The organism is Limosilactobacillus fermentum, assembly GCF_013394085.1.
Classification (GTDB): domain Bacteria; phylum Bacillota; class Bacilli; order Lactobacillales; family Lactobacillaceae; genus Limosilactobacillus; species Limosilactobacillus fermentum.
On the sequence record NZ_CP040910.1, the window covers coordinates 87,501 to 100,453 of the forward strand.

At 55.4% G+C, this 12,953-nt stretch carries 11 protein-coding genes; 5 read left to right on the plus strand and 6 right to left on the minus strand.

Features of this window, described 5'->3' with window-relative positions; translation table 11 throughout:
* The first annotated feature begins 7 nt into the window (after window positions 1–7).
* Both FG166_RS00430 and pgmB read left to right on the plus strand, forming a co-directional pair.
* Window positions 8–2,254, plus strand: coding sequence for a glycoside hydrolase family 65 protein (locus tag FG166_RS00430; RefSeq protein ID WP_003682322.1), 2,247 nt, complete (start codon window positions 8–10; stop codon window positions 2,252–2,254).
* A gap of 146 nt (window positions 2,255–2,400) precedes the next feature.
* A complete protein-coding gene (gene pgmB / locus FG166_RS00435) occupies window positions 2,401–3,069 on the plus strand; it encodes a beta-phosphoglucomutase (protein WP_003682323.1) in 669 nt (222 codons plus the stop codon).
* Between the two features lie 82 nt (window positions 3,070–3,151).
* Here pgmB and FG166_RS00440 read toward each other — a convergent pair whose 3' ends face one another.
* The 6 genes from FG166_RS00440 to FG166_RS00465 all read right to left on the minus strand — a co-directional run bounded on the left by FG166_RS00440 (window position 3,152) and on the right by FG166_RS00465 (window position 8,260).
* The gene (locus FG166_RS00440) at window positions 3,152–3,283 is read right to left on the minus strand and encodes a hypothetical protein (RefSeq protein WP_003682324.1); all 132 of its coding nucleotides are present in this window, start codon (window positions 3,281–3,283) and stop codon (window positions 3,152–3,154) included.
* Window positions 3,284–3,455: 172 nt separating this feature from the next.
* Window positions 3,456–3,644 (minus strand): ATP-binding cassette domain-containing protein, encoded by a 189-nt coding sequence (locus FG166_RS00445; protein ID WP_003682325.1) that lies wholly within the window; start codon window positions 3,642–3,644, stop codon window positions 3,456–3,458.
* A gap of 153 nt (window positions 3,645–3,797) precedes the next feature.
* Window positions 3,798–4,775 carry a choloylglycine hydrolase family protein gene (locus FG166_RS00450; protein ID WP_003682326.1) on the minus strand — a complete coding sequence of 326 codons (978 nt, stop codon included), beginning with the start codon at window positions 4,773–4,775 and terminating at the stop codon, window positions 3,798–3,800.
* A gap of 54 nt (window positions 4,776–4,829) precedes the next feature.
* On the minus strand, window positions 4,830–5,765 hold the full coding sequence (locus FG166_RS00455) for an alpha/beta hydrolase (protein ID WP_003682327.1): 936 nt from the start codon (window positions 5,763–5,765) through the stop codon (window positions 4,830–4,832).
* A gap of 302 nt (window positions 5,766–6,067) precedes the next feature.
* The gene (locus tag FG166_RS00460; protein ID WP_003682328.1) at window positions 6,068–7,060 is read right to left on the minus strand and encodes a D-2-hydroxyacid dehydrogenase; all 993 of its coding nucleotides are present in this window, start codon (window positions 7,058–7,060) and stop codon (window positions 6,068–6,070) included.
* 15 nt (window positions 7,061–7,075) lie between these two features.
* Window positions 7,076–8,260, minus strand: coding sequence for an aminotransferase class I/II-fold pyridoxal phosphate-dependent enzyme (locus FG166_RS00465; protein WP_012390668.1), 1,185 nt, complete (start codon window positions 8,258–8,260; stop codon window positions 7,076–7,078).
* A gap of 348 nt (window positions 8,261–8,608) precedes the next feature.
* On the opposite strand from FG166_RS00465, the gene FG166_RS00470 reads away from it, so the two are divergent.
* From FG166_RS00470 to cls, 3 genes are all read left to right on the plus strand, one after another.
* The gene (locus FG166_RS00470) at window positions 8,609–8,839 is read left to right on the plus strand and encodes a hypothetical protein (protein WP_003682330.1); all 231 of its coding nucleotides are present in this window, start codon (window positions 8,609–8,611) and stop codon (window positions 8,837–8,839) included.
* A gap of 94 nt (window positions 8,840–8,933) precedes the next feature.
* Window positions 8,934–11,027 (plus strand): ATP-dependent Clp protease ATP-binding subunit, encoded by a 2,094-nt coding sequence (locus FG166_RS00475; protein WP_035430860.1) that lies wholly within the window; start codon window positions 8,934–8,936, stop codon window positions 11,025–11,027.
* 300 nt (window positions 11,028–11,327) lie between these two features.
* A complete protein-coding gene (gene cls, locus FG166_RS00480) occupies window positions 11,328–12,788 on the plus strand; it encodes a cardiolipin synthase (RefSeq protein ID WP_024500594.1) in 1,461 nt (486 codons plus the stop codon).
* Window positions 12,789–12,953 lie beyond the last annotated feature (165 nt).

Genomic DNA, 12,953 nt, shown 5'->3' on the forward strand with positions numbered 1-12,953 from the left:
AGCAACCATGAAACGAACATTTGAAGTTAGCCCTTGGCACGTTACGACGACCAAGTGGGCACCAGAAGACAAGTTACTGCAAGAATCGATAACCGCCCTGGCCAACGAAAACCTGGGGATGCGGGGCTTTTTTGAAGAAGGCTATTCCGATGCGACCTTGCAAGGCGTTTACCTAGGTGGGGTCTGGTTTCCGGACAAGACCCGGGTCGGCTGGTGGAAAAACGGCTACCCCAAGTACTTTGGCAAGATGATCAACGCCGTCAACTTCATGAAGCTGACGATTGCAGTTAACGGCGAACAAGTCGACTTTGCCAAGCAAACCCCAACCGACTTTAACTTGGACCTCGACATGCGGCGGGGCACCCTAACCCGGACGGTGACGGCCACGGTTGGCGGCGCCCCGGTCACCCTAAAGTTTGAACGCTTTGTCTCGGCGGTCCAAAAGGAATTGGTGGGCCAACGGTTGACGGTGCAAAGCCCTGCTGAAATCGACCTGGCGATCAGCGCTCAAATCGACGCCGACGTTTACAACCAAGACGCCAACTACGACGAACAGTTCTGGCAAGTCCTAGACCGAAAAGCAAGCGGTAAGGGCGCCCTGCTGGTTTCCCAAACCAAGGCAAACGACTTTGGCACCCCGCAGTTTACGGTTGCCATGCAAACCAGCGTCAAGACCGACCTTCCCCACGTTGGCGACGCCGTGGAAGCCAAGCAGGTTGCTAACCACTTCGCCGGCCACGTGGCCGCTGGGCAAAGCGTCACCCTGGAAAAGCGGACGATCGTGACCACCTCACGAGACTATGCCGACCAAGCGGAACTGGTGGCGGCGGCCCAGGACTTAGTTTCCCAAGTCGACCAGGTTAGCTACGACGACCTGGTGGCCGCCCACGTCAGTCAATGGGCCCAGCGCTGGGCCAAGTCCGACGTGGTGATCGAAGGCGATGACGAGGCCCAACAGGGGATCCGCTTCAACCTCTTCCAGCTTTTCTCAACCTACTACGGCAACGACAGCCGTTTAAACATCTCGCCAAAGGGCTTCACCGGCGAAAAGTACGGCGGGGCCACTTACTGGGACACCGAGGCGTACTGCCTGCCGGTATACCTTGGGGTGGCCGACCCGCAAGTCGCCAAGAACCTCTTGTACTACCGTTACCACCAGCTACCGGGCGCTTACGTTAACGCCAAGGAGCAGGGGTTAAAGGGGGCCCTGTTCCCGATGGTGACCTTCAACGGGATCGAGTGCCACAACGAGTGGGAGATCACCTTTGAAGAACTTCACCGTAACGGCGATATTGCCTACGCCATTTATAACTACACCCGCTACACCGGCGATACCTCCTACGTCTTGCACGAAGGGGCCAAGGTCCTGGTTGAAACGGCACGCTTTTGGGCCGACCGGGTCCACTACTCCCAGCGCAAGAACAAGTACCTACTCCACGGGGTGACCGGGCCCAACGAGTACGACAACAACGTTAACAACGACTGGTACACCAACCTCTTGTGCCAGTGGAGCCTCCAATACACCCTGGAAATCTTGGACCAAGTCGATGAGGACGTCTTAAAGGACCTGGCGGTGACCGAAGACGAACGGCGGCTCTTTAAGGCGATCGCCGACAACATGTACCTGCCAGAGGACGCCGACAAGGGGATCTTCCCGGAAAACGACGCCTTCTTGGACAAGGATTTGGTGCCGGTTGCCCAAATCCCTAGCGACCAGCTGCCGCTCAACCAACACTGGTCTTGGGATAAGATCCTGCGCTCACCTTACGTCAAGCAAGGGGACGTCATCCAGGGGATCTGGGACTTTATCGACGACTTTACGCCGGAACAAAAGCGGAAAAACTTCGACTTTTACGAGCAGTTCACGGTGCACGAATCGAGCCTGTCGCCGTCGGTTTACTCGATCGTGGCCGCCGACCTGGGCGACGAGGATAAGGCCGTTGAGCTCTACCAACGCTCGGCGCGGCTGGACCTGGATAATTACAACAACGACACCGACGACGGTTTACACATCACCTCGATGACCGGAGCCTGGTTGGACATTGTCCAGGGCTTTGCCGGGATGCGGATTAGAGACGGGCGCTTGCATTACGCCCCGTTCTTACCGAAGAACTGGACGGCCTACCAATTCAACCAGGTCTTCCGTGGCCGCACGATTCAGGTACGGGTGGACGCTGACGGCACCCACTTGCAACTGCTGAGCGGGGAACCGTTAAAAGTCGAATTGGGTGACCAATTAACCGAATTAAAGTAGCGGCGCCCCTCCTTTTTTCCCAGGAATTTACCGGGGGGAAGGCCAATAAACCGGACTTTAAGGCCTCCGAAGTGGCTATTTCCCAGGAAATCACTTGACCGGCGCCCGTACAATGAAAGTAACCACGAACAAAGGAGATTTTCGCCATGAACTTTGCAGATATTGCCGGCTTTGCCTTTGACTTAGACGGGGTGATCGCCGACACCGCCCGCTTTCACACCCAGGCCTGGCACGAACTGGCCGACCAGGTCCAGACGCCCTGGACGCCGGAACTGGAGGCGAGCCTCAAGGGAGTTGGCCGGATGGATTCCTTGGAGCTGATCCTAAAGGCAGGCGGCCACCAGGGTGAGTACAGTCAGGAAGAAAAGGTCGCCCTGGCCACCAGCAAGAACGACCGCTACCAAGAGCTAGTCAAGACCCTGACGCCGTCAGACGCCCTGCCGGGGATGCCGGCCTTCTTAGCCGAACTCCAGGCCGCCGGCTACCGGCTGGTCTTAGCTTCGGCTTCCAAGAACGCGCCGACGGTCCTCAAGTACCTGCAGTTAGAAGACGTCTTTGAAGGGGTGGTCGACCCCGCTAGCGTCGCCCACGGCAAGCCGGCGCCCGATATCTATTTGGCCGCCGCCGAGATGTTAGACCTTGCCCCCGCCCAGGTTGCCGGCGTGGAAGACGCCCAGGCCGGGGTTGCCGCCATTAACGCGGCCGGCGAGCTGTCGATCGGAATTGGACCGGCCAGCGACCTCAAGGAAGCGGCGGCCCGCTTTGATCGTACCGACCAGGTTAGCTTGGCTAAGCTGAAGGAACGGTTGAGTTAAAAGCCTGATCTTACGTAAAAAGCCAACCACTTTGCATGATCAATTGCGAAGTGGTTGGCTTTTATTCGTCTGCTAGCCCCATTTAGTTGCGGCGCAGTAGCTTGTTAGTTAAGTATTTGAGGGGTGTCTCCGAGCGGTAAGTGAAGATGTTGTTGACGTAGGTGCGTTGAGCGAAGAGGTACATCAAGACGGCGCTCAGGAGGGAAATGGCCACCGCTTACGTTGAGGCGTCGCAGCCACCCGGGAAGTTCCTGGGTGACTTTGGTAGTCGGGTAATTGTGCAGGTTAGCGAAGTAGGTCACCTGATCTTTAATGGTCATGTCCATGTACAATCCCCGTTCCTCGGGCAAAAAGCCCAATCGGTTAAGGAGAGACTCGCTGATGGGCTAACCGTCAAAGGTGATGGTACCCGTATCCGGCGTCAGAAAATTTAGCAGCATCTTGAAGGTGGTGGATTTACCAGCCCCGTTTTGGCCCACTAAGCCAAGGGCTTCCCCGCGGTTAACGTGAAAACTAAGGTCGTTGACGGCGGTCAAATCACCAAAGGACTTGGAGACCTGGGTTACTGTTAGCATGTTACCCCCTCCTAATAGACAATAGTTATTAAATTATAACAAAAAACTCTTTATTAGCGAGATATGACGGAGATTTGTCTAATTTGCTAATCCGTGGGTATAAAAAAGAGGCTCGGGGAAAGATGTTTTCTCTGGGTCTCTACATTCGATTAGTTAGTTCAATTTCACCGGCGCCCAAACGTCGGCGGTGTCAAAGACGAGCGGGGTGGCTCGCTTTAACAAGTCGTCAGTCAGCTTTACCGAGGTCACCTGGGCCTGGTGGTAGGACTGGAAGTAGTAGGTGCGGTCCTCAGCAACGGTGGCCGCCCGGTACACCGAGAAGGTTGGCCGGTGGGCCTTACTCTTGGGGACGGTGACCGAATCGAGCAGGTGCCAGGTGGTGGCCAGCGCCTCGTCTTTTGATGCCGGTTGGTCGGCCAGTTCTTTCATGTAGGCGGCCCGGACGTAGCGCCCCTTGGGGGTGTAGGCACCGGGTGGCGTCTTCTTGCCCGAGAGCTTACCGGTGGTGACGTGAAAGGTGTTCGGCGCCAGGGTACCGTTCAAAAAGTCCGGGGTGAAGTCTAGGTAGTCCTGCAGGCGTTCCAGCTGGTGGTCGAACTTGGGCATGTTGGTCATGATCCCGAGCGGGTTATCGATCAGCTTGAGCGGGTGCTCGCTGGGTTCAATGACCACGCAACGCCCGGTGGGGTCGGACAAGACAAAGTGTTGCTCGGAGTAGCCAAAGGGCACGTCGGCGTTGACGTCGCTCATTAGTTCGATTTGATCCAGGTGCGCCGCGACGTCAGCCACCGATTTAAAGTGGCCTAGCAAGTAAAAGATTAGCTCAAAGGCGGCCAATTGGACCTTGTCGGGGTGACGCTCGTCAACCAGGCGGGCGCCGTTTTTAAAGGTCAGCTTTTGGGCCATCAAGCCAAACTCGTTGACCCCGTCGGAAACGTCGGTTCGCCGCTCGGTGATCGAGCCACCACCAATGATGGCGTAGGGATTTTCGTGGACCCGGTGGTCAAAGACCGAGGCCCACTGGTAGTGACGGGGGGTGAAGATGGGCGACACTAAGAGGTCGTCCCAGTCCATTGTCCGCCCCAAGACGTGGTAGCCGTCCTGGGTAATGACGTTGATGCTCGTGCACATACTAATCTCACCTTCCTGCAAGCGTTTACTAATATTATAAGGGTGGCGCCAGATTTAGTAAAAATACTTGTTCAAGAAGGCCTGGATGTGGGCGCGGTAGGCCGTTGGGTCAAGCCAAAAGCTCTCGGCGTGGCTAGCGTGGTCGACGATCCAGAGTTCCTTGGGGGCGTCGGTGGCCTGGTAATTTTCCAGCGCCATGCTGGCCGGGACGTAGGTGTCCTTTTCGCCGTGGATAAAGAAGATCGGCCGGTGGTTTTTCTTGAGTTGCTCGGTCGAGGAGATGTCACCTAGGTAGTAGCCGAGACGGTGGCGGTTGATCGTCGACACCAGCGGGTAGATCGGGTACTCGGGTAGGTGGAACTGACGCTTGAGCAGGTAGGTCAGCTCTTCGTGAATCGAGGCGTAGCCGCAGTCGGCAATGATCGCTTTGACCTGGGGCGGCAAGTCTTCACCGCTCAGCATCTCGACCGTCGCCCCGCCCATTGAGACCCCGAATAAGAGGAGCTTAGTTTGGGCGCCGAGCCGTTTAATGAGCCGGTTTAGCCAGGTCAGGTAATCGAGCCGGTCGAGCCAGCCAAAGGAGATGTACTTGCCAGCGGATTGACCGTGGCCGCGGTCGTCGGGTAATAAGACGTTAAAGCCCAGCTCGTGAAACATCTTAGTATAATTCGCCATCGTTTCGCCGTTGCCCTTGTAACCGTGGGAAATGATGACTGCCTTGGTACTGTCGTCAGCCGGGATGAAGTAGGCCGACATCTGGTCGTCGCCGTCATCGGTCGACCAGGTCCAGTGCTCTTTTTCAACCTTTTTGAACCAGTCAACGTAGCGCCAGTACTGGGCGGCGTACTTTTGCTTGTCCGCCGAGGTTTCCGGTACGTAATCGACCCGTTTGAAGGCGAAGTTAAAGAGGTACTCGGCCGTCAGGTAGGAAAGGCCGAGCGTCCCGGCGGCCACGCTAGCTAAGAGCCGTCGTTTCTTTGCTTGTTGCATTGATACTATCCCCTTATTTATTAATAAGGTTATTTAACGCCCTGAGGTGGGGAAAGGCAAGCAAAACAGAGTGGTAAATAACCCACTCGGCAGGCCGTATGACTAAGCTAGGGCGAACGGTTGGTACGGAACGCACCGTTCTTCGCCCGTACTTAGACACTAGGCCTGCGGTTATTTACCAGGTTTTCTGTCTAAAATTCGTGACTACATTAAAAGGCCGGGAAACACGGAGTTATTTCCCGGCCTTATTTTAGATATAATATGGCGCCCAACGGCCTGCTTTGATGGTTGGGCCGCACTTCCTAGTTCGCTACTTCATGTTCCGATGGTTGCCCATTTAGGATCGTAATGACGTCATCTAAGGAGATGTCAACCATGTTTTGGACGGCGATGTTAGTGAAAAAGGCGATGTGCGGGGTCAAAATCACGTTGTCCATGGCGTGGAGCTCCTCAACTAGTGGCTCACCCTTCAGGCCGTCCTGTCGGTGGTCGGCGTTAAAGATTGGCCCTTCACCCTCCACGGTGTCCAGGGCGGCAAAGGCGAGCGGACCGTCCTTTAAGGCGTTAATTAGGTCGGCGGTGTTGACGACCGGTCCCCGGCTGGCGTTGACTAGGCTAGCGCCCGGCTTCATTTGGTCAAACTCGGCCTTGGTTAAGAGACCCTCAGAAGTTGGGTTCAAATCCACGTGGAGGGAAACGACGTCACTTTGCCGGAGGAGTTCCTCTTTAGAAACATATTCGACAATCCCTTCCATTTCCTCGCGGGGCTTGAGGTCGTAACCGAGCACGCGGGCGTTTAGGGCGTGTAAGAGGGTGGCGAGGGTCCCCCCAATTCGGCCGACCCCGATGATGCCGACTGTTACCGAGTGGATTTCCTTGGCTTGCAGTCCCGGCCAACGGTAGTCGTTTTCGGCGACCCGGCGGTCAACCTCGGGGGTCTTACGTAAGAGGCGGAAGATCTGCATCAGGGCGTGTTCAGCCACCGAGCGGGGGGAGTAGGCGGGCACGTTGGTCACCTTCAGGCCATTTTGCTTGGCAGCCGCGAGGTCCACCATGTCGTAGCCGGCCGTTCGGGTGGCGATTTGCTTGAGCCCGTTGGCCTTGAGGGTCGGGTAGACTTCCTTGCCCAGTGGGTTGCGCTGTTGGATGACCACCCCGTCTACGTCTGCGGTTAGCTCTAGTACCTCTTCGATGGGCTGGGGGCTAGTAACGATCTCAACTTGGTTTCTAGTGGCGTAGTCTTGGATGGCGGCTTGTTCGTCGTCACGAACGCTGGTCATTAAAATCTTAGTCATCTTGGTCTCTCCCTTTTAGTGGCTGGCGACAAAGTCTTGGATACGGCTGGCGGCGAGCTTCAGGTTGTCCATGCTGGTGGCATATGAGAGGCGCAGGTAGCCTTCACCACCGGGGCCAAAGAAGGAACCGGGGATGACGGCGACCGCCCCTTCCTTAGCGAGGGCGGTGGCAAAGGCCTCGTCGTCTTGGCCAAACTTAGTTGGTAGCTTAGCGAAGAGGTAAAAGGCGCCGTTGGGGCTGGCAACCTTAAAACCGGCTTGGCTTAAAGCTTGGAGCATGAAGTCACGCCGTTCTTGGTAGGCTTGTTTCATGGTTAAAGTAGCCTGGCGCCCCTCTTCAGAACCGAAGGCCGGCACGGCGGCGGCCATGGCCGGGTTGGACGGGGAGGTTACTAGCATTGAGTGCACCATCGAAACGACCTTCATTAGCTCCGCCGGCCCGGCCACGAAGCCGATTCGGTAACCAGTCATGGCGTGGGACTTGGAGGCCCCGTTTAAGACCAGGGTTTGGCCCGGTAGGTAGGTGGCAATGGAGGCGTGGTGACCGCTGTAAATCAATTCGGAGTAGATTTCATCGGCGATCACGAAGAGGTCGGTCGGTTCGATAACCGCCGCTAGGTCCTGGAGTTGTGTGGCGTCGTAAGTGACCCCGGTTGGATTGGACGGGTAGTTTAAGAGCAGGGCTTTGACCGGCCCCTCTTTTACGAGCGTCTCCTCTAACAGGGCCGGGGTGAGGACGAAGTCGGTGGCGCTGGTGTCAACCAGGACCGGGGTGGCACCGAGCATTTGGACCACCGTCTCGTAAAGCGGGAAGGTTGGGGTCGGAATGATGACCTTGTCACCGGGGTTTAAAAGCGCCTCGAAGCTGGCGAAGATCGCCTCGGTCGCCCCGACCGTGACCGCAATTTCGGTGGCGGGGTCGTAAGTTAGGTCGTAGCGATCGGAAAGGAAGTGGGCGATTGCCTCGCGCAACACCGCCGTTCCCACGCTGGGTGTGTAGTGGGAGTCGTTACCTTCAATTGCCTGAATGGCGGCGTTTTTGAGGGCGGTCGGAACGTTGAAGTCCGGCTCCCCCAAGGTCAGTTTGACAATTCCTTTGATTGACGAGACTTCCGCGTCAAAGGTCCGGATGTTGGAAGGGGCGATGCTGGTTAAATCATGATTAAAGCGACCACGGAGGGCTGGGTTCATCTTCGGCATGGGTAAGACTTCCTTTCTGAAGACGGGGAAACAAAAAGCGCCCGGGAAAACTCCCGGGCGCTTTGTTCCCATTTGACGGGTCACCGCGCGTGGTTTCCGGGAGTGCTTCCTAGAAACCACCACAACGAAAGCTGGTTCCTAGGCCGAAGCGAAAAAGAACCAAGCCAGATAAGCGTTTCGTTGTGTCGTGGCTGAGCGCATTGGTGAACCCCCTTGTTAAAATAAGTTACCCATATTCTAATCTTTCTCTAATTAAAGTCAAGAAAAACTTTTGGGAAAAATGTGTGTTTCACACTTGTATTATATCGCAAAAGTGGTATACTAAGAATCGTAAAGGAAGTGAGGACCATGCGGATCGATATCAAGGCTTACCTCGATAATAACCACCTGACCATTTACCGGGTGGCTAAAGATTCCGGATACGGCTACACCACTTTACACAAGTCGTTTAACAAGCAGCAAACCAAAGCTACTTCGCTCAACTTGCGCGACCTGGACGCGATTGCCCAGGCCCAGCATAAGCAGATGTGGCAGGTCCTCCGGGAATTGGAGGAGCAGTATTTATTCGATGATGATTAGAATACGTGTAGTCTCAGGGTCGGTGTTTAACGGTGTTTAACATGGGCCCTTTTCTACACGCTCACTTTAAATGACAATCAAGGGGGATTGCATTATGGCACGAATTCCAGTAGATCCATTTAACAACGACATGGACGACTTATTTAACCAACTCATGGGGGGAATGAACGGGTTCAACAGCGACAACCGCCGTTACCTGATTAACGGGCGCGAAGTAACGCCTGAAGAGTACGCCGCCTTTCGCCAGACCGGGAAGCTCCCGGGTGTAACTGACCCAACCCAAGCAAAAACTAAGCAACCACAACCAGACAGCATGCTAGCTAAGCTCGGCCGCAACTTGACGCAAGAAGCCAAGGAAGGCAAGCTCGACCCGGTGATCGGCCGTAACAAGGAGATTCAAGAAACCGCCGAGATTCTGTCACGGCGGACCAAGAACAACCCAGTGTTAGTCGGTGACGCCGGGGTCGGCAAGACGGCGGTGGTGGAGGGCCTAGCCCAAGCCATCGTGGCCGGCGACGTTCCCGCTGCCATCAAGAACAAGCAGATTATTTCGATTGACATTTCCAGCTTGGAGGCCGGGACCCAATACCGGGGCTCCTTTGAAGAGAACATGCAAAAGCTGATCGACGAGGTCAAAAAGGACGGCAACGTGATCCTCTTCTTCGATGAAATTCACCAAATCATCGGGGCCGGAAACGCCGGCGACGCCTCGGGTTCCAAGGGGATGGCCGATATCTTAAAGCCGGCCCTTTCCCGCGGTGAAGTGACCTTAATCGGGGCCACCACCCAAGACGAGTACCGTAACACGATTTTAAAGGACGCCGCTTTATCTCGGCGGTTCAACCAAGTAACGGTTAACGCCCCGAGCAAGGAAGACACTTTCAAGATCCTGCAAGGTTTGCGTAAGCTGTACGAAAAGCACCACAACGTTTCCTTGCCCGACGACGTCTTAAAGGCCGCCATCGATTACTCGGTTCAATACATTCCGCAACGCTCCTTACCTGACAAGGCGATCGACTTGATTGACGTCACGGCCGCTCACCTGGCCTCCAAGCACCCGGTCAAGGACGCCAAGACGATTGAAGAGGAGATCAAAAAGGCCGAGGCCAAGCAACAAGAAGCGGTTGAAAAAGAGGATTACCAAGCCGCCCAAGAGGCCAAGGACCAGGTGGCCAAGTTGCAAGACCAACTCAAGGACCACTCCGAATCCGAACGGGTCGTGGCAACGCCGAGTGACGTGGCCGCCGCCGTTGAACGGATGACCGGGATCCCGGTGTCCAAGATGGGTGCTTCCGATATCGAACGCTTAAAGGGCTTAGCCACCCGTTTGGAAGGCAAGGTTATCGGCCAACAAGAGGCCGTCGAAGCCGTGAGCCGGGCGATCCGGCGTAACCGGGCCGGCTTTGATGAAGGTAACCGGCCAATTGGGAGCTTCCTTTTCGTCGGCCCAACCGGGGTCGGTAAGACCGAATTGGCTAAGCAACTAGCCCTCGATATGTTTGGTTCCACCAACGACATCATCCGGCTCGACATGTCCGAATATACCGACCGGACGGCGGTTTCCAAGTTGATCGGGACCACCGCTGGCTACGTGGGTTACGACGATAACTCCAACACCCTGACCGAAAAGGTACGGCGTCACCCGTACTCGATCGTCTTGCTCGACGAAATCGAAAAGGCCAACCCGCAAGTCATCACCTTGCTCTTGCAAGTCTTAGATGATGGGCGCCTAACCGATGGGCAAGGGAACACGGTGGACTTCAAGAACACCATCATCATCGCCACCTCTAACGCCGGCTTCAGTAGCGACGCCGTGGCGGGCGAGGACGCTAAGTTGATGGACAAGTTGCAACCGTACTTCCGGCCAGAATTCCTGAACCGGTTTAACGCAATCGTGGAATTCCACGCCCTGACCAAGGACGACTTAAAGCAAATCGTCGACCTGATGTTAGCCGGGGTTAACGAAACCTTGGCCAAGAAGGGGATGGACGTCACGGTGACCGATGAAGTGAAGAACTACCTGATTGACAAGGGCTATGACAAGACGATGGGGGCCCGGCCACTGCGGCGGGTGGTGGAACAAGAGATCCGTGACAAGGTGACGGATTACTACCTCGACCACCTGGACGAAAAGCACCTCGTGGCCACCTTAAAGGACGGCCAAGTCGTGATTGAACAAGCAAAGTAAGTGCGGATCAACCTTCTCGACAGGCCGTTGGGCTAAGCTAGGACGGGGGTTGATACGGCACGCATCGTTCTCCGACCGTACTTAGCCACTAGGCCTGTGGTTGGGAGCACGTTAAAAGTAAGTGCGGACCAACCATTTGGCAGGCCGTGGGCTAAGGCTAGGCCTAACATTTGAATAGCTGTAAAAAGAGACTGGAAAAAGTTTTCCAGCCTCTTTTTTTGGTCAGTGAAGTGAATTTCTTGGTTCTCCGGGTCCACTACGTTAAAATAAAGATATTCATAACGTTTGGGGGTGTTGGTGATGGGTTTAACGTGGGACCTGATTAGGTGGGCGCTTTTGGTGATCGTGATCATCAACGAAGTGGCGGCCCTGGTGACCGTTTTCCGGGAAAAACGGGACATCGCCGCTACTTGGGCCTGGCTAATGGTGCTAATGATTCCGGTGATCGGCTTTATCATTTACGCCTTTTTGGGCCGGAAATTACCCCAAAAACGCCTGGAACGGATTAGTTCGCCAACCGCCCAACACCTATACGACGCCTTTGAAGAACAGCGGACCGCCTTTGTGGAGATGCCCCGCCCCGAGGACAGCCTGGTGCAAACCTACCGGCGAACGATCATGCTCTTTCAAAGCATTGATGAGTCCTTTTTGAGCGAGGACAACCAGGTGGAAATCTTCACCACCGGGATTACCTTTTTTAACCGGTTACTAACCGATATTGAGCAAGCCAAACAAAGCATCCACATTGAGTTTTACACCATCTACAACGACCAAATTGGCAACCGCCTACGGACCCTCTTGGAACAAAAGGCGGCCGCGGGTGTAGAGGTGCGGGTGCTGTACGATTCTTGGGGCTCAATGGGGGTGAAGAAGAGCTTTTACGATAACCTACGTAAAAACGGCGGCTTTGCCAGTCCCTTTTTGATGACCCACTCTAATTTCTTAGACTTTCGGTTAAACTACCGCGACCACCGTAAGATCGTCGTTATTGATGGCCAGATTGGTTACGTGGGGGGCTTTAACGTCGGTGATCAGTACCTAGGCCGGCTAAAGAAATTCGGCCCGTGGCGCGACACCCACCTAAGGATTCAAGGGGGCGGGGTTTACAGCCTCCAGCAGTGCTTCTTGCGTGACTGGAACGCCTCGGTCAAGCCGGCCGAGCGCTTGACCCACTTTAAGGACTACTTTCCTTCGGCCGCCCTCAACAAGGGAAAAACGGCGATGCAGATTGTCTCGTCGGGGCCGGATGCCCCCCTGCAGGCCATCAAGCTCGGCTACTTGCGCCTAATCAACGCCGCCCAGGACCATATTTGGATCCAGACGCCCTACCTGATTCCCGATGATTCGGTGATCGACGCCCTACGGATTGCCGCCCACTCCGGGGTGGACGTCCGGATCATGATCCCTTCGATGCCCGACCACGCCTTTGTTTACCGGGCCACCCAGTATTACGCCCGCGCCCTAGCCAACGAAGGGGTGACGATTTATTCTTACCAGGTGGGCTTCTTGCACGCCAAGACAATGACGATCGACGGCAAGATGGCGGCGGTGGGGTCGGCCAACCTCGACTTCCGGTCCTTTCAGCTCAACTTTGAGATCAACGCCTTCTTGTACGACCGGCAGTTAGTTGATGAGCTAGAACAAATCTTCATTAACGACGTCCGTGACAGCCGGGTGATTACCCCGGAGATGTTTGATGCCCAACCACTGGGCCTACGTTTTAAGCAGACCTTCTCGCGGTTGTTGTCGCCGATTTTATAGGGAAGTGTGCCTCAACCATTAAAGCAGGCCGTGGGCTAAGGAAAGACCACAGGTTAGCGCGCCAGCGGTGTTCTGTGGTCAGACTTAGCCACTAGGTTGGATAACTAAAAATGCCTCCCTGTTTCGGGGAGGCATTTTTTAGGTAACCACGCGGTTTAGCACCTA